Source organism: Edaphocola flava (assembly GCF_004118155.1).
Taxonomy (GTDB): domain Bacteria; phylum Bacteroidota; class Bacteroidia; order Chitinophagales; family Chitinophagaceae; genus Edaphocola; species Edaphocola flava.
In genome coordinates this window covers 158,175-183,025 of sequence record NZ_SAIQ01000003.1, presented here as the reverse complement: position 1 = coordinate 183,025, position 24,851 = coordinate 158,175, and the positions used below count along the sequence as shown (strand labels likewise).

Annotated in this window: 22 protein-coding genes; 9 read left to right on the top strand and 13 right to left on the bottom strand. The window is 44.2% G+C overall.

The genetic code is table 11. The features are described from left to right. Nucleotides 1–69: 69 nt before the first annotated feature. The 8 genes from EMP01_RS10365 to EMP01_RS10340 all read right to left on the bottom strand — a co-directional run bounded on the left by EMP01_RS10365 (nucleotide 70) and on the right by EMP01_RS10340 (nucleotide 7,245). Nucleotides 70–2,208: an outer membrane beta-barrel family protein gene (locus EMP01_RS10365; protein WP_129021449.1), complete on the bottom strand. Its 2,139-nt coding sequence runs from the start codon at nucleotides 2,206–2,208 to the stop codon at nucleotides 70–72. Between the two features lie 8 nt (nucleotides 2,209–2,216). Continuing rightward, nucleotides 2,217–2,855 (bottom strand): GIN domain-containing protein, encoded by a 639-nt coding sequence (locus EMP01_RS10360; protein ID WP_129021448.1) that lies wholly within the window; start codon nucleotides 2,853–2,855, stop codon nucleotides 2,217–2,219. 1 nt (nucleotide 2,856) lies between these two features. Further along, nucleotides 2,857–3,927 carry a zinc metalloprotease gene (locus tag EMP01_RS10355; protein WP_129021447.1) on the bottom strand — a complete coding sequence of 357 codons (1,071 nt, stop codon included), beginning with the start codon at nucleotides 3,925–3,927 and terminating at the stop codon, nucleotides 2,857–2,859. Further along, nucleotides 3,921–4,904, bottom strand: a complete 984-nt coding sequence (locus EMP01_RS10350; protein ID WP_129021446.1) for a lysophospholipid acyltransferase family protein — start codon at nucleotides 4,902–4,904, stop codon at nucleotides 3,921–3,923. Before EMP01_RS10350 ends, EMP01_RS10355 begins: the two co-directional genes overlap by 7 nt. Nucleotides 4,905–5,204: 300 nt before the next feature. Then, on the bottom strand, nucleotides 5,205–5,390 hold the full coding sequence (locus EMP01_RS10345) for a hypothetical protein (protein WP_129021445.1): 186 nt from the start codon (nucleotides 5,388–5,390) through the stop codon (nucleotides 5,205–5,207). A 30-nt stretch (nucleotides 5,391–5,420) separates the two neighbouring features. Then, nucleotides 5,421–5,597, bottom strand: coding sequence for a hypothetical protein (locus EMP01_RS15540; RefSeq protein ID WP_161971311.1), 177 nt, complete (start codon nucleotides 5,595–5,597; stop codon nucleotides 5,421–5,423). Nucleotides 5,598–5,629: 32 nt separating this feature from the next. Further along, on the bottom strand, nucleotides 5,630–5,803 hold the full coding sequence (locus tag EMP01_RS15535) for a hypothetical protein (protein WP_161971310.1): 174 nt from the start codon (nucleotides 5,801–5,803) through the stop codon (nucleotides 5,630–5,632). A gap of 56 nt (nucleotides 5,804–5,859) precedes the next feature. Further along, nucleotides 5,860–7,245 carry a radical SAM/SPASM domain-containing protein gene (locus EMP01_RS10340; RefSeq protein ID WP_129021444.1) on the bottom strand — a complete coding sequence of 462 codons (1,386 nt, stop codon included), beginning with the start codon at nucleotides 7,243–7,245 and terminating at the stop codon, nucleotides 5,860–5,862. 438 nt (nucleotides 7,246–7,683) lie between these two features. Between EMP01_RS10340 and purH the strand changes: the two genes are divergently transcribed. Both purH and EMP01_RS10330 read left to right on the top strand, forming a co-directional pair. Next, on the top strand, nucleotides 7,684–9,198 hold the full coding sequence (purH, locus tag EMP01_RS10335; protein ID WP_129021443.1) for a bifunctional phosphoribosylaminoimidazolecarboxamide formyltransferase/IMP cyclohydrolase: 1,515 nt from the start codon (nucleotides 7,684–7,686) through the stop codon (nucleotides 9,196–9,198). 83 nt (nucleotides 9,199–9,281) lie between these two features. Next, a complete protein-coding gene (locus EMP01_RS10330) occupies nucleotides 9,282–10,463 on the top strand; it encodes a class I SAM-dependent methyltransferase (RefSeq protein ID WP_129021442.1) in 1,182 nt (393 codons plus the stop codon). Here the strand turns inward: EMP01_RS10330 and EMP01_RS10325 are convergent, their stop codons facing one another. Beyond that, on the bottom strand, nucleotides 10,464–10,916 hold the full coding sequence (locus EMP01_RS10325; protein WP_129021441.1) for an META domain-containing protein: 453 nt from the start codon (nucleotides 10,914–10,916) through the stop codon (nucleotides 10,464–10,466). Nucleotides 10,917–11,094: 178 nt separating this feature from the next. Between EMP01_RS10325 and EMP01_RS10320 the strand changes: the two genes are divergently transcribed. Further along, a complete protein-coding gene (locus EMP01_RS10320; protein ID WP_129021440.1) occupies nucleotides 11,095–11,586 on the top strand; it encodes a YajQ family cyclic di-GMP-binding protein in 492 nt (163 codons plus the stop codon). 57 nt (nucleotides 11,587–11,643) lie between these two features. Further along, on the top strand, nucleotides 11,644–12,411 hold the full coding sequence (locus EMP01_RS10315) for a class I SAM-dependent methyltransferase (RefSeq protein WP_129021439.1): 768 nt from the start codon (nucleotides 11,644–11,646) through the stop codon (nucleotides 12,409–12,411). A gap of 42 nt (nucleotides 12,412–12,453) precedes the next feature. Here EMP01_RS10315 and EMP01_RS10310 read toward each other — a convergent pair whose 3' ends face one another. Continuing rightward, entirely contained in the window at nucleotides 12,454–14,403 is a 1,950-nt protein-coding gene (locus tag EMP01_RS10310) for an ABC-F family ATP-binding cassette domain-containing protein (protein WP_129021438.1), read from the bottom strand. A gap of 93 nt (nucleotides 14,404–14,496) precedes the next feature. Between EMP01_RS10310 and EMP01_RS10305 the strand changes: the two genes are divergently transcribed. Beyond that, nucleotides 14,497–15,150 (top strand): murein L,D-transpeptidase catalytic domain-containing protein, encoded by a 654-nt coding sequence (locus EMP01_RS10305; protein WP_129021437.1) that lies wholly within the window; start codon nucleotides 14,497–14,499, stop codon nucleotides 15,148–15,150. Between the two features lie 6 nt (nucleotides 15,151–15,156). Here the strand turns inward: EMP01_RS10305 and EMP01_RS10300 are convergent, their stop codons facing one another. From EMP01_RS10300 to EMP01_RS10290, 3 genes are all read right to left on the bottom strand, one after another. Continuing rightward, nucleotides 15,157–15,504: a YraN family protein gene (locus tag EMP01_RS10300; protein WP_161971309.1), complete on the bottom strand. Its 348-nt coding sequence runs from the start codon at nucleotides 15,502–15,504 to the stop codon at nucleotides 15,157–15,159. An 11-nt stretch (nucleotides 15,505–15,515) separates the two neighbouring features. Further along, nucleotides 15,516–16,640: a glycosyltransferase family 4 protein gene (locus tag EMP01_RS10295; RefSeq protein WP_129021435.1), complete on the bottom strand. Its 1,125-nt coding sequence runs from the start codon at nucleotides 16,638–16,640 to the stop codon at nucleotides 15,516–15,518. Nucleotides 16,641–16,706: 66 nt separating this feature from the next. After that, entirely contained in the window at nucleotides 16,707–16,973 is a 267-nt protein-coding gene (locus EMP01_RS10290) for a hypothetical protein (protein WP_129021434.1), read from the bottom strand. Nucleotides 16,974–17,129: 156 nt separating this feature from the next. Here EMP01_RS10290 and EMP01_RS10285 point away from each other — a divergent pair, with 156 nt between their 5' ends. The 4 genes from EMP01_RS10285 (at nucleotide 17,130) to EMP01_RS10270 (ending at nucleotide 24,848) form a co-directional block, all read left to right on the top strand. Beyond that, nucleotides 17,130–17,762, top strand: coding sequence for an HAD hydrolase-like protein (locus EMP01_RS10285; RefSeq protein WP_129021433.1), 633 nt, complete (start codon nucleotides 17,130–17,132; stop codon nucleotides 17,760–17,762). Nucleotides 17,763–17,909: 147 nt separating this feature from the next. Then, nucleotides 17,910–19,439, top strand: coding sequence for a GH3 family domain-containing protein (locus tag EMP01_RS10280; RefSeq protein WP_129021432.1), 1,530 nt, complete (start codon nucleotides 17,910–17,912; stop codon nucleotides 19,437–19,439). Nucleotides 19,440–19,583: 144 nt separating this feature from the next. Further along, nucleotides 19,584–22,907, top strand: coding sequence for a TonB-dependent receptor (locus EMP01_RS10275; protein WP_202616050.1), 3,324 nt, complete (start codon nucleotides 19,584–19,586; stop codon nucleotides 22,905–22,907). Nucleotides 22,908–23,018: 111 nt separating this feature from the next. Next, entirely contained in the window at nucleotides 23,019–24,848 is a 1,830-nt protein-coding gene (locus EMP01_RS10270) for a UbiD family decarboxylase (protein WP_202616049.1), read from the top strand. The last annotated feature ends 3 nt before the right edge of the window (nucleotides 24,849–24,851 follow it).

The window sequence follows — 24,851 nt, the reverse complement described above, 5'->3', positions numbered from 1 at the left end:
TATGTTAATGTGATTTTTCGGCCTTCTGAAAATAAAAATATCCGGTATACTACCGGATATTTTTATTTTTTACTGAACAATATTTGTTGGTGTTTCCGTTCTTGGCTGATCATCTATAAACTGATCTTCCTTGGTTTTTTTGGAGTGGCCTGAGCGGAATTTATAGCTGAGGGAGAGTCCGAATCTCCTGGTGTCATACTTGCTGTAGTAGCTTACACCGGAGCCCATATCCTGTAGTGCATTCCGGTTGGTATTGAACAGGTCATACACAAATACTGAGGCCGAGAGATTATTGTTCCAGAAACGGCGCGACAGGTTCAGGTCAAACTGGTTATTCAATGGCTGCTGTATCATGAAGTAATAATGATTACCGCCTTTCGATGAGGAATAATACTGTGCCATCAGTTTTACTTTCAATGGCAGTACCAGCTGTGTAGTGAGGTGTAGGTTCCAGATCGATTTGGAGGTAATGCCTTCAATATTGAAACGATTGTTTCCGGCCTGGGCATACAGAAAATTCATTTCATCTGGGTTAAAGTTGAATTGCAATGTCTGCTTCAGCCCTTTGGTGAAGATCATGAACGGAACAGGAATACCGATATTGAAATTATAATGCATCAGCTCCGGCACATTCACCATAACATTATTTACTGTGCCATTAACGTCAACCAACCTGTCAGTGATGAAGTTGCGGGCATGTCTTATATTATAGGACACGAAAAAGTAATTGAATGCACTCAGCTTCACTTCATAGTTGTCAGAAAGTGTAGGCGCCAATCCCGGATTACCACCAAAGGATAAATTAGGGTTTACATAATTGACATTGTTCGGGTTCAGTGCTGCCAGGTTAGGTAAGGTAATCTTACTGTTATAATTCATGTTGAGGTGTATCCCCTTCATGATATTATACTGTAGCGTAGCATTGGGGTAATACCGCAGCTTATTGTAGGACGGTACCTTGTCTGTGATGAAAGCACCGGATATATCGTATTTTTCCAGGCGATTGCCCAGGATGAAATCCCATTTATGGTAAGAGCCTTTCAGTTCCAGGTATGCAGCCAGTGTATTTCTCTGGTATTTAAAATTCCTGATCTCGAAGCTGTTGGTTCTGAAATCGACACCTTCCATCAGCAATCCTCCATTAATGCTGGACTCGCGCAGGCCACCGATTGTAAGACTCTGACTATAGTCGATCTTGGCGAGCAGTATTTCGCTTATGTTTTCATTGTCGAGCAATGCCGGAGTGTTCTGCTGTTTAGACTCCAGGTTATTGAGGTTACGGTTGGTGTTATAGCTGAGGTTGACATCCAGGGTCTGACCGGGCTGCTTAAATCTTTTCTGATAGGTCGCGGCAAGGTCATGGTTATTCCTGTTGGCCAGGCCATTGTCGTCTGACTGGAAACCGGTACTGAAGGAGTATATAGATGACTTGTCCCGGTTATGACTCAGCCTGTAGTTCAGGATAAGGCGGTCTCTTTTGAAATAATATTTCAGGCCGGCATTCAGGAACGTGTAATTGAGTGTGCGGTCAACATTATTCGTTGAATAAGTGTTTTGCTCTTTAAAGAAACGGCTGTTTTGCGTTTGCTCAATATGGTTCTGCCCGATCTGCAATTGCAGTCCTACATTTTTTATCCTTGAATTGAGGGAAAGGTTATTGTTAAATCTCAGGTTTTTACTGTCTGGTGCATAACTGATGCCATTGCCATAGGTAGCCGAGAAATAGTCCATAGAATTATTGGACGTAATAATATTAACGATGGCTCCCCCACCTGTAGCCGGAAATTCGGCCCCGGGCTGGGTAATTACCTCTACCCGGTCTACCGAGTTACCTGGCATTCCTTCCAGGTAATTGTTCAGGTCGCCGGAGGAGAGATTCACCGGTCTGCCATCAACATACACCGTTAGTTGTTTACCCTGGTATACCACGCCTGTCACATCAGAAACCAGTAATCCGGGTAGTTTTTTCAAGCCTTCCAGAGTAGATCCGTTCGTCAGGAAATCATGTCCGGCAAAGTTGAAGATGGTCCGGTCAGCTTTTACTATAGCAAGGCTGCGACGGCTCTCAACTACCACTTCTTTCATGTTCTGGCCTTTGATCATCTGGCTGGTATCTGCGGTAGAGGCAATCGTATCATTATTCTGGGCATATCCAGTCACAAAGAATAAGCTGGCGGCACTGGTAGTCAGTATTACTTTATAATTCATGTAAGGTTTTATTTTAAGATCACTAAGCGTTCGGTATTGATGTCTGCATTATTGTCTGAATTGTGTACTCTGGTCGTTCCCTCCAGCAGGATATCGCCGTTACCATTCAAAGTTGTATTGATGGTCTGCGCTTCAATCTGGTTGAAGGTTATATCTCCGTTTCCGCTCAGGGTCATGGTACAGGTGCCGACTTTTGTTTTGTAAGGACTTGAAATGTCCCCATTGCCATTCAGACTTATGGCAAGCTCGCTGAGGTCAAAGCTGTCGGCCAGGATAATGTCGCCGTTTCTTAATAACTCCAGGTTTAAGCTGGTCGTTTTTTTAGGCACACGAAACTCTATACGCGGGTATTGATCCTTCTCTGCTGTGGCTTTTGATGATCCCTTTCCCGGCTCCTGGTACAGGTATACTTCAGAACCGGTTCTGGATACCTTGTATTTATCCTCATTTAAAATGCGGATGCTTGCAGTATCATCGTCTGTGCGCAATACGGTAATCGTTGCATTGCCTTTAAGGGATAGCTGGTTACTGCTGTATTTAATTTCGTTTACATTGGTCTTGTCATTGCCATTACTGAAAAAGCGGCAGGCACTCAATGATCCGGCAGCGCAGGCCAGCATCAGGTATACAATATAGCGTTTGCTCATTTTATGATTTGAATTTACTGATGATACTATTAATAAGAAAGTATACGAATATCAAAGAGTATATACCTTTGAACAGGGATATATAAGTGATATTATGGAAGTCGATGTCTAATACACCAGACATATTGCGTATAAATATACTCAATACATAAAAGATAAAAATGAAATGTGCAATGCTGTAGAAAAAGTAGAACAGATCAAACTTCACTTCTTTCTTGAATAATTTATAGAGGTACTGATTAGAATTTTCAAAGAGATTGGGCTTGCCAAAGAAATCTGATAGTACCCAGTACCCGTCTGTTTTAATAAACGGAAACAGGGAAAAGAAGATCACAGCAATATTGATATTATACAATACAAACAGGAATTCTTTATGAGCAAAGAAAATAATACTCATGACCAGTGTAAAAAACAGCTGGAAGAAGATACCCGAAAGGTTTACAATGATTCTCTTTTCCTTATTCAATACCCATATACAACTGATATTGGAATACAGTACCGGCAGGATAAAGAAGAGCCCGAAACCAATTTCGCGTGGTGCCAGATTGAATCTCTTGGTGGCTACCGAATGGCCCAGTTCATGAATGATGAGGGTACACAGAAAGATGGGATAAAGGATATAATAGTTTACCCCTGTCACTTTTGTGATATGCCCTTTCAGGTAATAATACATACCAATATACATAGCCACCACAGCCAGCAAGCCAATGATAAACTGCAGCAGGCTGGGTCTGATCAGGAATTTGAGCTTGTCCGATATAATATTGACATAGCGGGCATTCAGTAAAGTGATCTTTAATTTAACCGAACTCTTGTGTTCTGTGCTGATGATGTCATGCACCTCATTATTCAGGTTCTCTACAATAAAAGTAGTCTCTTCGGGACTTAACTGAAATTGATTTCCGATACTGCCGTAATTAATACCCGGATTCTTTTTGACGTACTCTATAAAGCCAAAAGTGAACTCACTGATGAGGAAAAAATTATTATTGAACTCGATAAAATAACGCTCCTCAGACTGGTTATGGTGAAGTTGTACCGCTGCAACATTTTCTGTAAATCGCTCTAGCATGTGCCTATAATTTTATATTTGATCAGGTCTGTTACAAATCCGTTGTGCTCAAACAGCTCCTCTATTTCGTCCAGTTTAAAAGTAAGGTTATTGGTCTCGCAGTACTCGATAATTTCTGTAGTGCGGTCACTGATCTTGAAGAAGGAGAAGTACTCCTGTGCAAAAAGATACTTATTGTCTTTGTCTTTAAGGATGTCATACCGGTCTTTGCAGAAGGTATAGTCCTGCTCCCGGGCTATATGGTCTGTATCACCAGGCAGGGATGGTTTCATGAATTTATATATAGTATGGTACGATTCCCATTGTTCAGGATATTGTACCAGCATTTTTTCAAAGTCTTTCCAGACAGCAGCCATAGAAAACTGTTCTGGCTCAATGTCCTTTAATTCGATATGCCGCTTCCCGTCTTTCCAGTAGCCAAGCCCCTGGGTAATCGGGTATTTCAGTTTGGCGGCGATCTCAAATAAGCTGTTGCGCACCAGCATTGTCTCTTGCAGCAATTCAATTTCTTTTACATTATTACTTTTGTCAATAGCATTCGATCCCGATCCGATATCAATCAGCGAGAATAAAGCTTTGCCGGATTTCATGGCTTCTACAATCTGGCGGAAGCCTGTATACGAATCGGCGTATATAACCGTATTTTCATTAAACTTAAGATCTACCGTTTTAGAGAATTCAATAAAATGCTCAACCCTGTCGCGCGAATGCTGCGAGGCAATGAAAATAACATCTATCTCCATTCTTTTGATCAGGTGGTACAGAATATACAAGAACGGCCCAAAGTGAAAGGAGAAGTACAACCGGTTACCCAACTGGCTGTTGAGGGTAAATACATTCTCAAAATCATGCTCTTTCAGGCAATGTTCGTTATTGAATAACAGGTAGTCCTGATACCGTTCATAAATAGATTCATGATCCTCGCGGAAGAATCGCTTCAGCGTGGCCTTTGTCAGTGCTTCGTTATATAAATTCATACGTGCTGATATTAAGATGGTCGGTATAGTATGGTTAAAACAAGCCAGGGGCCACTTTATACAGTGGCGAACCCTGGCCGGTTTAGTATCTTGGATAAAATCGTTTGCGCTGTTTAGTTGTGGCAGGCCTTCACACTCAGGTTACGACCCGCACCTGTACGGATGCAGCATTGCTGCTATCGGGTACAGTTTATGAAGGAATTTGTAGTGCCATTGTACAGGCACTCCTTCATTGTTTACTACTTCAGGCAGCTTTTCAACTGTTCGAAATTATTCATGATAATAAGTGGTTATTCCGGACTAGCCTTTAGTCGTTGGTGTCGGCTTAACTACTTCTTTAGGGTTACAGCTGGAGTCAGTCCATGAGCAACAGCCGTTGCTGCCTTCTTCTAAAGATTGTGATGGTACCAGTTGCACCATTTCCAGGCGCTCTTCCAGTTTTACTACTTCGAGTTTTTTCTTTAATTGATCGAAACTGTTGTTCATAGTTTTGTTGATTAAGGATTAGGAAAAAAATTACTTAGTGGTTGGTTTTACAACTTCTTTAGGATTGCAGTTAGAATCGGTAAAAGAGCAACAGCCATTGTCACCTTCCAGGGTGGCAGTTGAGGCTACTAATTGTACCATTTCCAGGCGCTCTTCCAGCTTTACTACTTCCAGTTTTTTCTTCAGTTGTTCGAAACTGTTGTTCATAATTGTTATTGTTTAGGGGTTAGGAATAAATACTATTTCGGAGTTGGTTTTACAACTTCTTTAGGGTTACAGCTGGAGTCGGTGAAGGAGCAACAGCCATTATCGCCTGCTTCTAATGTTGCAGAAGGCACCATTTGTACCATTTCCAGGCGTTCTTCCAGCTTTACTACTTCCAGCTTTTTCTTCAGTTGTTCGAAACTGTTCATAATTGATATGTATTTAGGGGTTAGAAAATATCAGGTTGGTTACCGGCAATGCCGGTTTAGCCTATGCTCAGGTAGTTCATTTCATTCTTATTTGCATCCAGCATATTATTGGCATAGAACTGTGCTACAATGCGGTCTGGGAAATTGAACTTCACAGATGGGCAGGCTTGTATACCCTCATGCCATAGTTTAGGACATTGTCCTCCGCATATGGGTAGTATCTTGCATGTAGAGCAAGGCACCTCCCCTTTCAGGATAGTATCGTTCCAGTTGCTGAACGGACGGAAGGTCTCATCGATCAGTTCGTTGGAAGAATGAGTGTACTGTGCAATGCGGTGCTGGTTATTATTATTCTCATACACCGGCACCTGCGATACTTCGGAGCAGTTAAAGAGGTTGCCTTCTGCATCAAACAGTTCCGCATTATCTTTCAGGCTCATGCACACAATATTCTTCTGCTGGCCGGGTACAAATTGTATCGGATAGCCTTTGGCCAGTAATTGCAGCTTCATCTCCAGCTCTATATCTGCAAATTCAGTATCAGAGAGCGAGGTAAAGTGCGCATCATTACCCCAGGAGTGGATCGGAGCCAGGTAGAACTTGGCGTACTTGAATATATTTTCCTGTTCCAGCAGTTCTACCAGTTCAGTAATACTCTCGTAATTGTTCTTGTCTATATTGGAACGAATGATCAGTGTTGGCTTATGCTGTGCAAACCGTTCATCATTTACAATAGATTTGAGGTTGTTGAGGATAATATCGAATGTATGGTTACCCTCCTTAGTATGCCTGCGCTGGTCATGATAGGTTGCCGTACCATCCAGGGTGATCTCAAACTCATCTACCTTATGGTTCAGCAGCAGGTCAAAGAATATCTCCCGTTTCAGGCTAAGCCCGTTAGTAACGATCTTTGCACTATAGTCCAGTTGCTGTTCATTGCATAAATCCTGAAACCGGTTGCTCAGGCTGCGGATAGATTTGATCCCCATCAGCGGCTCACCGCCAAACCAGCAAATACCCAGTGCCTTATACTCCTTCTTAGTAAGGTTATGCACTACCCTGCTCAGGATGGCCTCTTCCTGGAAGAAGCCCATTGTCTTTTTGTTGTGAGACTGGCCGCAGTAACTGCATCCTAACTGGCAGTTCGCAGAGGGCTGTATAGACTGGTATAAGGTATAGCTGTCATTATCGATAGCCTGCTTGTTTACCGTAATGTGTTCCTGCAGTTCGTTTGTTTCCGATAACCGTATGAACTTATCTTCCACCAGCTTATTCAGGATATTTTCCGGTATCTGTTCAAACTGTCCTTCTTCTATCAATCCGCCGATCTGTTGATCCAGGGCATATAGTTTATTGGATAAAGTGGAATAAATGATTTCATATTTTCCGCCGACAAGCACATTTCCTTTAATAAAGTAATAACTCTTTTTATACTGCATCATATTGATTTTTTTCAGGCCTCAGTGATCAGTTTTACGCCTTTCTCTTTATAAATCCGTTAACTAAAGCTAAGGTATATCATAAAAATGTGAAATAAAACAGTACTGTGACAAATAATTCATGAAACAGTGAAAAAATAAAATAATTTATTTTTGGTAATTTATAATAGGATGGTTTTTATTAATTCATTTATTTGAGAAAAAATCTATTTTAATAAAAAAAATGCTGCTATCCTGTCAACTACACCTGAAAACAGCTCTTTTGTCCTATTTCGGAAGCATTATCTATACATCAATGTGCTGATTAAGGGAGTGTGGTAGCCTGCTGCCGCTTATTGTTGGATGTGCTGGGCGGCCTGTTGAAGGTACTTTTTGAATACTTGCAAAAAATACCGAAATTTGCAGCCCAAAGCAATTGGCTAATATTTCAATATAAATTATATGTCTACAAAATCGATCAAATCGGCTTTAATTTCCGTATTCTACAAAGATGGTCTGGCACCGCTGGTGCAGGAACTGCACCGTCAGGGAGTAACCATTTACTCTACTGGTGGTACACAGCAGTTTATTGAAGACCTGAGCATCCCATGTGTTCCGGTAGAAAGCCTGACTACCTACCCTGCTATTCTGGGCGGCCGCGTGAAAACCCTGCACCCTGCAGTATTCGGTGGTATCCTGGGCAGAAGAAGCAATGAGCAGGATCTGGCAGAAATGAAAGAATACAATATCCCGGAGATCGACCTGGTGATTGTAGATCTGTATCCATTTGAAGAGACTTTAAAAAATACTAACGAAGAGCAACTGATCATCGAGAAAATCGATATCGGTGGACCTTCTATGATTCGTGCGGCGGCTAAAAACTTTAAAGACTTAGTAGTACTGGCCGATAAGCATGATTATGCTGTACTGGAAAACATGCTGCGTGAGCAAAATGGTGAAACCAGTCTGGAACAGCGTAAAGCATTTGCTGCCAAAGCATTTGAAGTAGTAATGAACTACGATATTGCGATCAACAACTACTTTAACGGTACTATTTTACAACCGCTGAAACATAAGCAGAGCCTGCGTTACGGTGAGAACCCTCATCAGTCTGCAAGCTTCTACGGTGACCTGAACGAAATCTTCAACCAGGTAAACGGTAAAGAACTGTCTTATAATAACCTGGTTGATGTTGATGCTGCGGTACAACTGATCAGCGATTTCAAAGCGGCTGATGATGCTGTATTTGCGATCATTAAACATACCAACGTATGCGGTGTGGCTGCAAGAACTACGGTAAAAGAAGCCTGGGATGCTGCGCTGGCCGGTGATCCGGAAAGTGCTTTTGGTGGTGTACTGATTACCAATAAAACGGTTGATGTAGCTACGGCTAATGCGATCAACGAGATCTTCTTTGAAGTATTAATGGCACCTTCTTTCGACGAAGAAGCACTGGCGATCCTGAAATCCAAGAAAAACCGTATCCTGCTGGCGATGAACGAGCAAACGGCTTCTTATGTAACCAACTTTAAGTCTATCCTGAATGGTACACTGGTACAGGACGCAGATCAGGGCAACTTCGAGAAATGGGAAGATGTTGGCGGCAGAACGGTTACCGAAGCAGAAAAAGCAGAACTGACGTTTGCAAACATCGTTTGTAAACACCTAAAAAGTAATGCAATCGCATTAGTAAAAGATAAACAACTGATTGGTAAAGGTTGTGGTCAGACCAGCCGTGTAGATGCCCTGCGTCATGCGATTGAAAAAGCCAAACAATTCAAGTTTGACCTGAATGGTGCTGTACTGGCATCTGATGCTTTCTTCCCATTCAATGACTGTGTGGAGATGGCCGATAAAGAAGGTGTTGTAGCCTTTATCCAACCGGGTGGCTCTATCCGCGATAAAGACAGCATTGAATACTGTAAGGAGCATAACCTGGCTATGGTAATGACCGGTCAGAGACACTTCAGACACTAGTCTTTACTGATAATATTTTTGATCATTCTGATTCAGCAACACCAGTTTACCTGGTGTTGTTGTGTTAAAAAAATACCTGTTTTATGCAAACTGCTTTTAATGACTTTTTTGCTGCCCTGGACCAGAGCATGGCTGACGATAGCCTGGTGAAGATCAGCCTGGGTAACTACCGTGGCACAGAGCCGCTGAAGAATATCTATGTAAAAGCAGTGCTGATCAAACAGAAGGCGATGCTGAGTTTTACGTATCGCTATAAGACCAGGGATATTGTAAAGAACTATACGCCGGAGGAGGCCCGTACAGAGCTGAGTACTCATATTGCTACAGATCAGTTTCGTATTGCCACTCTTTTTACCACTGCATTTGATGCCGTTCTGGAGTTTAATAAAAGCAATACACTGACCTTCCGTAAAGGCAAAGCCAGTCTGAATGTGGTGCCTGAGAAATCTCATGACCGTACCAAGCAGCGTAAGCTGGAAGCCAATGGCAAGCAGTACCTGCATGAATTACAGATCACAGACGCAGAAGGAAAGGTATATAAAAGTGCGCAGGATAAATTCCGTCAGATCAATCACTATATAGAAATCTTAAGTACCCTGCTGAAAGAGCTGCCGGCAAAGGATATGCTGCATGTAGCTGATATGGGTGCCGGTAAGGGATACCTGACCTTTGCCTTATATGATTACCTGACCAATACCCTGAAGAAACCTGCAACCGTTACGGGAGTTGAGTATCGACAGGATCTGGTAGCACTGTGTAATAACATTGCCGGTAATGTAGGTTTTGATAAACTGCATTTTGAAGAAGGTACAATAGAAGCATATCAGCCCGAAGAGATCGATGTATTGATTGCCCTGCATGCCTGCGATACAGCCACAGACGATGCTATTGCTAAGGGAATTCATGGTGATGCAGACCTGATCGTAGTTGCACCTTGTTGTCATAAACAGATCCGCCGGGAGATAGAGCAGCATAAGGCAGATAATGACCTGGACTTCCTGCTGAAGCATGGCATCTTTACCGAGCGTCAGTCAGAAATGGTGACGGATGGCATACGTGCACTGATCCTGGAATATTTCGGCTACCATACCAAAGTGTTTGAATTTATATCTGATGCACATACACCTAAAAATGTACTGATCGTAGGTGCTAAAAAAGGCCACCAGGATCCGGCACAGAAACAATTGCTGCTGGATAAAATAAAAAATGCCAAAGCGTACTTTGGCATTCAACAACATTATCTTGAAAAAGTAACGGGTATATAATTAATCCCAGTCTGGTCTTACGGCCGTCAGGAACACTCCTTTGTTGTCTTTCAGGTACAGGAAATGACCTTTGATCTCATAGCTCATTTCGTCTTTTACCCCGTGAGAGAATGCACTTTCCATCTGTGTAATGCCTTCACAGAACATCATAGTGCTGATCACATTGCCGAATTTGATCTTACCCACAGCAGGAATACTGTAATCAAAGCCCATGCCATTGCAGCCGAAGTTGGCCGCACCTCTTGAATCTTCTTTGTTGAAGGTAATATATGCTGCTTTTTTCAGCAGCATAGCATTATCTCCGCCTCTGATTTCTTTCACCATCCATTTTTGTTTCAGCGCTTCTGCATTAGTAATAACACTAGTGTTGGTTTTGTTTTTCTTACCGGCAGCGCAGCTACCCAGCGAAACGGTAGCCATCAGGGCACCGGCGATCAGGAACGAGTATCTCATGTTGTAATAATTTTATGTTTTAAGGACGTTTTAATTAAGATGCGGCAGGAGCTAAAGTTACATATAATACTAGAAGGATTAACCAACGCTTAGTATTTTTTGCCCTTTTCATAAGCGTAAGGCTGTTGCTGTCAGCGGATTTAGACATAAAATACTATCTTTGTGTAAACTTATTATTATGCCTTCTTTTGATATAAGCAGTAAAGTAGATTTACAAACTTTAGACAATGCTATTAACACCGCTAAAAAGGAAATCAGCACTCGTTATGATTTCAAAGGGTGCCATTGCGAAATAGACCTGGATAAGAAAAACTCCGTACTGAAACTGGAAATCGAGAGTGAAATGCAGTTAAAACAGGCAGAAGATATTATTTTGACCAAAGCAATGCGCCAGGGTCTGGATGCAAAATGTTTTGACCTGACCAAAGAGCATACGGCATCGGGTAAATATGTTAGAAAAGAAATCAAGATCCGTAATGGTATAGACCAGACCGATGCGAAAAAGATTGTGAAAATGATCAAAGACAGCGGCGCGAAAGTACAGGCGGCGATTATGGACGATATTATCCGTGTAACGGGCAAGAAAATCGATGACCTGCAGGAAGTCATTGCACTGTGCAGAAGCTCTTCGCTGGAACTGCCATTACAATTTATCAATATGAAAAGCTAACGCTTTTCATATTTTTTTTGGCACCTATCCGATTTCATAACCTTAAGTATAAACAATATGGACAAGCAAAACAGCACTACACGGTTCAGTGATCGCGTAGAAGACTATAAGCGGTACCGGCCTGGTTATCCTGCTGCGATCGTACCGTTTCTGGAGCAGCATTATGGCTTCTCTGCTGCGGAGTATAGCATTGCAGATATAGGTGCGGGTACCGGCATCTCCAGTCGTTTATTCCTCGACCATGGGTATAGGGTTATTGGGGTAGAGCCCAATCAAGAGATGCGGCAGGCAGCGATTGCAGATCTGCAGCAATTTGAAACCTTCAGTATACAGGATGGTACTGCAGAGCATACCGGATTGGACGATGGTAGTATTGACGTGCTTATGGCTGCCCAGGCCTTTCACTGGTTTGATAAGGCTGCGGTACGTAAAGAGTTTGCACGCATTCTAAAACCCGAAGGACTGGTTATCCTAATATGGAACGAACGCTTAATCCAGAGCCGGTTCGAACAGGCATACGATGAGCTGATTCTCCGGTATGCGATCGACTATGTACAGGTGCAGCATCGTAATATTGAATATGCCGATATTAAAATGTTCTTTGCGCCCGGACTCTGTGTACAACATGAGTTTACCAATCAGCAGATTTTTGACTTTGAAGGACTGAAGGGAAGATTATTGTCTTCTTCTTATATGCCCAAGGTGGGCCACCAGGCTTATGCAGCCATGATCGCAGACCTTGAACAATTGTTTGAACAATATCAGGAAAGTAATACCATTCAAATCAATTATACTACTAAAATATATATAGGCCGGCTAAGATAATACTATCCTGCCGGCCTATGTTTAAATGAGATTTTATATCTCTTACAATCCTTCTTCCAGTTCCATCAGCTTTTCAAAAGCCGTATCATACTGTGCCTGCAGGGCATCACATTGTGCCAGCTGAGCACTGTAACGGTCTTCAGCCTGCTTGAACAGTACCTTATCTGCATAGATATCCGGGTTGCCCAGGTCACTTTCATATTGCGCTTTCAGTTTCACCGCTTCACTCAATTGCTGCTCCAGGCGTTCTACCGTTTTCTGTTGCTTTTGTACCTCTTTTTGCTGCGCGCGGTTTACCTGGTTATTATTATTGGTCACCACGGGTGTTTCCTTTACCACAGGCGCTTTCGGAGCATTCTTTTCAGCAGCCAGGGCTTCTTTTGCTTTAGCGGCTGTTTTCTCTTTCCAGTATATCCACTCATCGTACGGGCCTTCGAAGGATTTGATCTTGCCTTCTTCAATCTCCCAGTACTTATTAGCCGTTTTACTCACAAAGTAACGGTCATGCGAAATCAGGATCAGTGTACCTTCATACTGTTGCAGGGCCTCGATCAGCAGTTCTACAGACTGCATATCCAGGTGGTTCGTAGGCTCATCGAGCAGCAGGAAGTTAGCATTGCTGGTGATTACCTTGGCCAGTGCTACCCTAGCCTTTTCTCCTCCCGACAATACCTTGATCTTTTTAAATACATCATCGCCAGAGAAGAGGAAACAACCCAGGAGTTGTCTCAGCTGCACCTCCGTCTTATTACTGCCGCAGGATTTCAGTTCCTCCAGAATGGTATGTTCAATATTCAGACTTTCCAGCTGGTGCTGTGCATAGAAACTGGCAATTACATTATGCCATCCGGTACGGGTACCTTCAAATGATTCAGTGCCGGTAATGATGCGCATTAATGTAGATTTACCTTTACCATTGGCCCCGACCAGTGCAATTTTGTCGCCACGTATAATTTCAGCATCTGTATTTTTCAGCAGTTGCAGGTCACCATACGCTTTAGAAACATTCTTCAGGTCGCAGATGATCTTGCCCGGTGTCACAGACACTGCAAAGTTGATGTTCATGCGTGGTCCGCTATCTTCATTCAGCTCTATACGGTCCAGTTTTTCCAGGCGTTTGATCGCACTCTGCGCCTGAGCCGCCTTAGTGGCCTGTGCACGGAAGCGCTCAATAAAGCGTTCCTGCTGTTTGATATATTTCTGCTGGTTCTCGTACTCACGCTCCATAAACTCCATTCGGGTAGCTTTCTCCTCTTCGTAGAAAGAGTAGTTACCAGAGTAGATATGCAGCTTCTGCTGGAACAGTTCTACAATCTTGGTGACCATTCTGTCAAGGAAGTAACGGTCATGCGATACGATGATCACCGTACCCGGATAAGATTGCAGGTATTTTTCCAGCCATTCGATAGAGGGTAAATCCAGGTGGTTCGTAGGCTCATCGAGCAGCAGAATGTCGGGTTGCTGCAGCATGATTTTTGCCAGCAGTACACGCATTCTCCATCCGCCGGAAAACTGGTTGTACGGACGGTGCAGATCCTTGGTCTGGAAACCTAAACCTTCCAGTACTGCCGATGCTTTATGTTCCATTTCATAGCCCCCGGCCAGTTCAAATTCATGCAGTGCCTCGCTGTATTTCAGCAGCAATGCCTCATCTTCATAATTAGTCTCCAGTTCTTTGGTCAGCTGCTCAATCTGTTTTTCCATTTCGGCAGCCTTCTCATAAGCCTGCATACATACAGAAACAATGCTGTCATCAGTCGAGAAGCTAAGCAGGTCCTGGTTGAAAAAGCCCAATGTGGTATCATTGGCTTTCTGCATATTGCCTGATTCAGCCCGGTATTCTCCGGTGATCAGTCTTAATAATGTAGATTTCCCGGCACCGTTAGGCCCGATTAGTCCGATACGTTCATTTTCTCCGATCTGCCAGCTGGCCTCATCAAGCATGGTGCGGGCTCCGAAAGAAAAGGTTATATTATTAAGTGCTAAAAGCATATTACGTGGTGATTATATATTCGTACAAGTAAAAAGATTGCAAATTTAACCCTTTTGCAACAAAGGAATGGATAAATTGCAGTAATCATTATTATGAAAAAAGCATTGTTACTCGCTGGTGGCATTATTCTGGCCAGTGTACTTCTTTTTTGTGTCTTGCATTATCAACAGACTGCCAATTATTTATTCCGTAACCGTAATCCCGAGGCGAAACGGCCCCCTGTCGTTGATGTCTCCCTTCGCTCCGTACTGGACCGCCGTGCAGCTAAGTTGCTGGGTTATGCCCGCAGGCACGGTTATGATACCGCAGTGGTACTGATGGCCGATATGCGGCTGCCTTCCGGAAGCAATCGCTTTTTTGTATATGACCTGCAAAAGAAAAGGGTCATACAGCAAAGTCTTGTGGCACATGGCCGGTGTAACGAAACGGTGCAGATCAGCAGGCGCTATGGTAATGAAGTAGGTTGTGGCTGTACCTCTCTGGGCCGTTATATGATCGGGGCACCCTACCAGGGCAAATTCGGACTGGCTTATAAGCTGTACGGCCTGGACAGTACCAATAATAATGCCTTTGAACGGTTTGTCGTTTTACATGCGCATGAGTGTGTGCCCAGTGGAGAGGTTGCACCCTATCCTATCTGCCAGAGCGATGGCTGTCCTACATTGGCACCATCCTTTTTAAAGAAAGTGGCTGTGGTTATTGACAAAGCAACACGCCCGGTGCTGCTCGAGATCTTTGATGAATGATCGGGTTCAGTAAAAAGCCCCTTCGATATGATGATATTCTACAGCCTTTCCGTTCTGTAGCAGGATACTGATTACATCAAATCGGATCTGCTCATACTCCTGATGTTCCTGTAAGTAAGCTGCGGCAACGCTTTTGATATGTTCTTGTTTCTGTGGGGTAACGGCGGCTTCGGGATAGCCAAAGTCAAAGCTGGTACGGGTTTTAACCTCTGTAAATATCAGCAGTGAACCCTCCAGGGAAACAATGTCCACCTCTCTGCGGCCAATGCGCAGGTTAGTATGCAGTATCTTATGCTGTTTTTCCTGCAGGTAGGCAACAGCCAGTTGTTCTCCGTAACTCCCCTTTGTAGCCATAGCGGATTTGTTTATTCTACGCAACGCATCATAGATGCCCATAGATTTTCCGCACTTTTATCCCAGCTGAATTTGCTGCTTTGTACAGGCGCCAGGCGTACCATGCGGTCACGCAACTGCTCATCTTTGTACATTTTCTCCATAGCACTGGCAATATCGTCTACATCAGATGGGTCTACCAGTATACCGGCATCTCCGGTTACCTCCGGCATAGAAGAGGTATTGGATGCAATAACCGGTACATTACAGGTCAGTGCCTCCAGGATAGGAATACCAAAGCCTTCAAACAATGACGGATACAGCATTGCATAGGCGGCAGCGGTAATGCGTGCCAGTTCCTCTACAGGCTTATATCCCAGCCAGATCACATCTTCCTTATAAGGCATGCGGTCTTTGGCTTCCTGTATCTCTTTGGAAAGCCAGGCCAGGCGGCCGACAATAACCAGCTTCATCGGGCTTTTCTGTCTCCTTTTGAACTTTACAAATGCCTTTAGCATATTGATAATGTTCTTGCGGGGATGCAGGGCACCGATAAACAGGAAAAATTCTTTACCCCCGGTATACTGCTCTTTTACAGCTTTCCGCTCTTCGTAAGGCAAAGGTTTGTATTCGTCATGGGCGCCATTATACACCACGTCGATCTTGTCTGCAGGTACCTTGTATTTTTCAACCAGGTCTTCTTTGGTAAACGTCGAAACGGTGGCAATGCGGGTCGCTTTTGCGGCAAACCTGGGCATATAATGCTTATAATGCATCAGGTGAGACCGCTTGACAAATTTGGGATAGTGCTCGAAAGCCAGGTCATGAATAACGAGACAGGTAGGTACTTTGGTACGCAGACTACCGTAGTTGTCCGGAGATAGGTATAGGTCTATCTTGTATTTTTTCAGCGCATGAGGAATGCTCCATTCGCACCAGATATAAAATAAAATGGGATGGCGGGCTTGCGGGCCAATCACTACCGGGGTTACATTGGAGGCAAAGACAAATTCCGGATCATAAGGACGATCGAAGAAAAAGAAAAATTCATGTTCGGGATGATCCTGCACAATGCGTTTCAGGGTTTCATGTGCAAACCATCCTATGCCTTCCAGTTTTCCTTTAAGTAATAATCTTGTATTGACGCCGATTCTCATAAATAAAAATAAAGGATAATTTCTACGCGAAACTATCCCTGAATATGTTAAATTAAAAGAATTTTTTTAGAAAGATACCATAATGATGCTGGACAAAGGAATAATGATTCCGCCTTTCAGCTGAATATTCCTTTCGGTAACGGACCATACTGTCGTTTCAACAGTCAGCGGGCCTTCTGAGGATTGGAAGGTAATAATGGTTTTACCTTTATACTCATTACCCAATCTTACCGCATATTCTAATTCTTTGATTAAAGAAGTTGATTTGTCTTGTGCCGCAGGAACGATTAAATAATTTTCAATCTCTTCCTTTTGGATCATTTTTGATGTCATCTGTACTGGCGATTTAAAACGTGTGCAAAAGTAGTTAAATCATTTCATTTTAACAAAGTAATATAAATTTTATGTGTCTAATGGCGAATTTATGACATATGTAGGACTTATTGTACATTTGACCGACCCGCAATAATACCGGGAAGCTATTTTATTATGATCCGATATGTCCTTTTCGACTTCGACGGCACGCTGGTCGATTCTAAAGATGCTGTGGTAATTGCCTTTAACCGCATTGCTGAAAAGTATCATTTCAAGACAATAAAGCCCGAAGAGCTGGACTATATCAATAGTCTGTCTATGCTGGACCGCTTCCTGTACCTGAAGGTTCCCTTATACAGACTTCCCTTCCTCAGAAAGGAGATGCTTGCGATATACCAGGAGCAGATAATGGATGTGCCGCTTATTCCCGGTATGGCTGCTTTGCTGGATACTCTTCGTACTTCAGGACTGAAGGTCGGGATTCTTTCCTCCAATGATCCGGTTATTATAAAGGGCATAATGGAGCTGAACGGCATAGCACCTCCGGATGATATTTACTGTTCGGGAAAGCTCTTTGGTAAAGACAGGGTCTTCCGCAAATTTCTGCGGGAACAAAAACTGCATAGTGATGAGGTGCTCTATATTTGTGATGAGCAGCGGGATATTACGGCCTGTGATAAGGCGGGCATAAAGCCGGTATGGGTCAGCTGGGGATTTGAGGGCGCCGGGGTAATACAGGGTGATGCAGCACTTTCTATGGCGCATACACCGGATGAGTTACTGGCGGTGATACAGCAGCGCTGCTGAGATGCCTGAGTGCATGTACCCTACTCTATTTACTGTATTTAACCGTAATATGGCCATTTGTTGTGTTATCTTTTAAATACTTTATTTGTTAATGCACAATGAATATAGTTAACTTCGCACCTGAAAACATTACTGTCTCAATTTATTATGCCTTTAATAGGAGAAATCATTTCCCGTTCCCTTAAGATTCGTAAACGTTTCAGCAAGAAAAAGGACAACGACTGGAATCTGCAACGCAAGACTTTGAAAAAGTTGTTGGAAAAAGCCCAATACACTTCCTTCGGAAAACATTACGGATTTGAAAAAATACTCTCGGAAGCGGTTGACTTTCCGATGGTATTCAAAAACGGCATTCCTGCACATAACTATAACTCCATGCACGAGCAATGGTGGCATCGTTGTCTGAAAAGCGAAAGCGATGTGGCCTGGCCGGGTAAAGTAAAATATTTCGCCCTGAGCTCCGGTACTTCGGAATCAGCAAGCAAGCACATCCCGGTGACTTCTGATATGATCCGGTCTATCAAAAAAGTGGGATTGAAGCAATTCTATTCCATGACCAACTTCGACATTCCACCGGCAACATTTACCAAAGGCATCCTGATGCTGGGCGGTACCACTTCCCTGCTGGAGCGCGAAGATTATTATGAGGGGGATATGAGTGGCATCAGTGCCAAGAATATGCCTAAATTATTCTCCAATTTACTCTACAAACCAGGAAAGAAAATCTCTAAAAGCCCCAACTGGGAAGAGCGCATCAAGTTGATCGTGGAGAGTGCTCCTAAATGGAATGTGGGCACGCTTTGTGGTGTTCCTGCCTGGGCGCTGATTGTACTGGAGGAGATTGTGAAGAAATACAAGCTGAATAATATTCATGAAATGTGGCCTAACCTGGCTGTATATATTCACGGTGGTGTGGCTTTTGAACCATACCGCGAGCCGCTGAAACGCCTGATGGGCAAGCCGGTTACTTATATCGAAACCTATATGGCTTCTGAGGGGTCCTTTGGCTTCCAGTCCAGACCTGGGGTTTCAGGCATACAACTGGAACTGAATTCCGGTATCTTCTTTGAGTTCGTTCCGTTTACAGAAGAGAACTTTACGGAAGATGGCGAGATCAAACCAAATGCACAGACCAAGTTTATCCACGAGGTAGAAAAAGGTATCGATTATGCCGTAATGCTATCGACCTGTTCCGGTGCATGGCGTTATATCATCGGTGATGTAGTGCGTTTTACCTCTGTAAGACATAACGAGATCATCATTGTAGGCCGTACCAAGCAGTTCCTGAGCCTGTGCGGCGAGCATATGTCTGTAGACAATATGAACAAAGCCATTGATGCACTGGCGAGTGAGACAGGCCTTCATATCGGTGAATTTACCGTGACCGGCTTCGCTTACGAGAACCGCTTTGCACACAGATGGTATATCGGTTGTGATAATGTTGATGCGGACAAAGAACAGATTAAAAGGATTATTGATGAAACCCTGTGTAAAATCAATGATGATTACGCGGTAGAGAGACAATCTGCATTGAAGGAAGTCTTTGTAGAGATCCTGCCGAAAGAGCGCTTTATTGATTACCTGAAGCATATGGGTAAATATGGCGCGATGAACAAATTCCCACGTGTATTGAAAGGATCTCAGCTGAGAGACTGGGAAGAGTTCCTGAAAAAGTAGAGGTTAATAATATAGTACATAGTATTAAGGCCCTGAAGTTGTTTACTTCAGGGCTTTTTTGGCTTAGTCTGCAATTAACGATTCCGTAATTATTCCATAATATTAGCTGTCTACTTTTGTTTCATATTTTAAATAATATAAATTATGAAGAACAAGTACGCGTTAATGTTGACCGGAGCATTTATCGCTTCCGGTATAGTTGCCAGTGCACAGGTAACCACATCGGGTATCAGAGGAACCGTTAAAGATGAGCAGAATGCTATTGTTCCCGGAGCAATTGTGACCGCAATACATATGCCATCCGGAACGAAATACAGTACCGTTAGTACAGAGAACGGCTATTTCAGTATGCAGGGTATGCGCCCCGGTGGCCCGTATACCGTTACGGTAAGCTCTATGGGCAGTGGCGAGCAGGTATATAAAGACCTTACACTGGCCCTGGGAGATGATTATGTATTACAGGCTAAAATAGGTGCAGATCAGAACAAGGAATTGAGTGCAGTAGAGGTACTGGCTTTTAAAAATCCTTTGCTGAACAGCGATCGCACCGGTGCTTCTACCAATATCAATGTAACGACGATCAGTCGTATGCCTACGATTAAGAGAAGCCTTACAGACTTTACCCGTCTTACGCCACAGGCCAATGGTAATGGCTTTGCCGGTCGTGACGGACGATATAACAATGTACAGATCGATGGTGCCAGCTTTAATAATGGTTTCGGGCTCAGCTCCGATCCGCTGCCAGGTGGTGGTAACCAGCCGATCTCTATCGATGCGATTGAAGAAGTGCAGGTGAACGTTGCTCCTTATGATGTACGCCAGACGGGCTTTACCGGTGCCGGAATCAATGCGGTGACCCGCAGCGGTACCAATGATTTTACCGGATCGGCATACGCATTCCTGCGCCCTAAATCCTTCAATGGTGTTAAGGTGGGTAGCGATACATTAGCCAAATCAAGCCGTACTTCGGGCGAGACATACGGTGTGCGTTTCGGCGGACCGATCATTAAGAATAAACTGTTCTTCTTTGCCAACTTCGAATATGAAAACCAGCTGAGCCAGGGTAATCTCTGGAAAGCGAATAATGGCAGCAATGGCAGTGAGGCCAATGTAACCCGCGTAAAAGAAAGCGACCTGATGTCGGTAAGCAATTACCTGAAAAATCAATATGGTTATGATCCCGGACGTTATGAAGGCTATGCCGATAACTATGTCAATAATAACATCAAAGGCTTACTGCGCCTGGACTGGAACATAAATGATAAAAATACCCTTACGGTAAAATACAACCAGATGCGGGGTACATCCGATCAGGGTACCAATGCCACATCCGGTCCTAATCCCCGCTCTACGGCATCCCGTATCGGTTCCGAATCTATTTCATTCGAGAATGCCAATTACTCTTTCCTGAACAAGGTAATGTCTGTTTCAGCAGAGCTCAACAGCAAGATCTCTCCGAAGGTATCTAACCAGTTACTGGCTACCTACAGCCGCATACAGGATACCCGCAGTACACCGGGCAACCTGTTTCCTTTTGTAGATATCTGGGATGGTGACCTGCAGCCGGCAGATTCTACCGGAAAGCGTACCGGTAAGAACAACTACATGAGCTTTGGTACAGAACTATTCTCCTACAATAATGATGTGATCAATAATAACATCAACATCGTAGACAATATTACGTATCAGGTAGGCAAACATAACTTTACCGGAGGGCTTAACTTCCAGACCATGAGCTATGCCAATAGCTATATGCGTATGGGTACCTCCTACTATCGTTATAACTCCGTATCTGAATTCCTTGCTGGAGGCAAGCCTACTGCATATGGCGTGACTTATGCCTATAATGGTGCAGATAATTATGCCCGTGTAAACTTTGGCCTGGCGGGTCTTTATGTACAGGATCAGGTTAATGTAAATCCGCAGTTTAAACTGACCTACGGTCTGCGTGCAGATATGCCCCTGTTCTTCAACAAACCGGTGGGCAATGCCTCTATAGATACCGTACAGTTACTGAATAACAAAGGCGTACCGACAACCTTTACCACTGCAATGTGGCCTAAATCAAAAATCATGTTATCCCCGCGTGTAGGGTTCAACTACGATGTAGTAGGTGATCGTTCCCTGCAATTAAGAGGTGGTACAGGTATCTTTACCGGTAATATTCCGTTCGTATGGTTTACCAATATGCCGACAAATGCCGGTGTAATCCAGAATACCTTTGAGCCGGTAAGTGCAGCTACCCTGAATAAAATTGATCACCTGGAGGCAGATCCGATGTACTGGCCGAGCAAGCTGACCTCAGATTTTCCGTCTTCTCCTAAAGCAGCCGTACCGGGTTCTTTCTCCCTGATCGATCCGGATTTTAAAATGCCGCAGGTGTGGAGATCCAATGTGGGTATCGATTACAGACTGGGCAATACGCCGCTGGTATTCACCGCAGATGTGATTTATACCAAAGATATCGTAGGCGTGTATCAGTATAATGCCAACAGGAAAGCAGCTACGGCCAAGCTGAATAATGGTGGTGATACCCGTGATTACTTTAATAATGATGTGAAGTATACCAATAGTACCGGAACCATTATCCCGGTACTGGCCAACAGCAGCCTGGGGCAGTCTGTAGCGGCTTCTGCGGGTGTGAGTGTGAGCAACTATCATGGATTCAGCGGTTCCTTATTCTATAACTATTCTGCGGCCAAAGACATCACCGGTAACCCGGGATCGGCAGCCAACTCTGCCTGGTCTAATAACTATTCTATCAACGATCCGAATGAGCAGTTACTGGGTATCTCTCAGTACGCTATTCCGCACCGTGTAGTAGGTTCAGTTTCTTATCGTATTAATTATGCCGATCACCTGGCGACTACCATATCATTGTTCTACCAGGGTTCCAACCAGGGCCGTTATGCCTATACTTATTCCGGAGATATCAATAAGGACGGGGTGTCTCTGGACCTGATGTACTTACCGGCCAGCTCTTCTGAGATCAATTTTGTACCGCTGACCGTTGGGGGTAAGACCTATAGTGCAGAGGAGCAGAGAGCTGCATTTGATGCCTTCCTGGCTAATGATAAAGTACTGTCTAAGTACAAAGGCGAGTATGTAGAACGTAATGCTGGTCTGCTGCCATGGCTGAACCGCTTCGATGCACGTATCCTGCAGGATGTGTATACCCGTTTCGGTAAAAACAACCGCCGCAATACGTTACAGATCAGCCTGGATATACTGAATGTGGGTAACCTCCTGAACAAAGACTGGGGTTATTACAGCCAGCTGAACAATGGTAACCAGTATGCCTATACGCCATTGGTGGTAAACAGCGTATCCTCCGATGGTAAACCAAGCTTCAATATGCTTACTGTTAAAGAAAACGGCCAGACCGTATTCCCTAAAAAAGCTTTTATGAAGAGCGTAAACTCTTCCAGCACCTGGGGTATGCAGATCGGCCTTCGCTATACTTTCTAGTCTATATTGTTTACTTTTGCCTTAAGGTTCCGGAAGCCATCCGGAACCTTTTTTATGCCCCTGACTCATCATTTCGGAGTATATTTGTAGCTGTTTTACTCCGTCGAAATAATGATTCATAAAAGCATAGAAGAGAGTGTCCTGGACCTGGAACAGGAGGGACAATTAGTCAGAATTAAAGAAGAAGTTGACCCTTACCTGGAGATGGCGGCCCTGCACCTGCGGGTGTTTGCCCAGCATGGGCCAGCCCTTTTATTTGAAAAAGTAAAAGGCTCTAAATACCGTGCCGCATCAAATCTGTTTGGCAACCTGGATCGCAGCAAATTCCTGTTTCGAGAGACCATAGCAAAAACCGAAGAGATCATACGGCTGAAGAATGATCCTATGAAGGCGCTGAAAGCTCCTTTTAAACATATACGCACCGGCCTTGCTGCCTGGAATGCCCTGCCGAAGCAATATAGTAATCTGCCCAATGATTTTGAGCGCATCAGGATCAGTGATCTGCCGCAGATCCATCACTGGCCTATGGATGGTGGTGCCTTCATCACCCTTCCGCAGGTATACAGTGAAGATCCCGAAAAACCGGGTGTGATGAATGCTAACCTGGGTATGTACCGCATACAGCTTTCGGGCAATAAATATATCAAGGACGAAGAGATCGGTCTGCATTACCAGATACATCGTGGCATAGGCGTACACCAGCAGAAAGCGGCTCGTAAGGGACAGCCGCTGAAGGTGAGCATATTTGTGGGTGGTCCGCCGGCCCATACCCTCGCTGCGGTAATGCCGCTGCCAGAGGGTTTGAGCGAACTGACCTTTGCGGGTTTACTATCCGGCAGACGATTCCGGTACAGTTATGAAGATGGGTATTGCATCAGCCATGATGCCGACTTCGTGATTACCGGCGATATCTATCCCGATGAGACCAAGCCCGAAGGGCCTTTCGGAGATCATCTGGGCTATTACAGCCTCACCCACCCTTTCCCGGTCATGAAGGTGAAGCAGGTATATGCCCGCAAGAATGCCATCTGGCCATTTACCGTAGTGGGTCGCCCACCGCAGGAAGATACTGCCTTTGGTGACCTGATACACGAACTTACAGGCGAAGCTATGCCTAAAGAAGTGCCGGGTGTGAAAGAGGTACATGCTGTAGATGTAGCTGGTGTACATCCGCTTTTATTTGCGATCGGATATGAACGCTATACACCTTATCAGAAAGTAAAAAGACCGGCAGAGATCCTGACCGTGGCTAATCGCATATTGGGTACCGGGCAACTGAGCCTGGCCAAATACCTGTTTATTGCCGCACAGGAGCAACAGGAGCTGAGTACACATAAGGAGGCAGACTTCCTGACTTATATCCTCTCCCGTATAGACCTGAAGCGGGATATACACTTCCAGACCAATACCACCATCGATACCCTGGACTATTCCGGTACGGGATTGAACACCGGTTCTAAGGTAGTTATTGCTGCCTGTGGCGATCCGGTACGTACGCTTGATAAAGAAGTGCCTGCTGTATTACAGCAGTTGCAGGGCTTTGGTCCGGCACATATGGTGCTGCCGGGTGTGGTGGTATTGCAGGCACCACAGTTTCAGTCCTACGGTCAGGTGAGCGCAGAGATGCGCGAACTGGAAGCGAGACTGAACGGGCAATTGCCGGAGGGTACACCGATGATTGTACTGGCCGATGATGCGGCCTTTACCGCAAAAACATTAAGTAACTTTCTTTGGGTAACCTTTACGCGCAGTAACCCTTCGCATGATATTCATGGCATCAATGCCTTTTATGAACATAAGCACTGGGGCTGTGATCACCTGATTATCGATGCCCGCGTAAAACCGCATCATGCACCGGCACTGATTCCTGATCCTGAAGTAGAGGTCATGGTAGACCGTTTCTTTGCACCAGGGGGCAGTTTAGCCCATTTAAACAAATAAGAC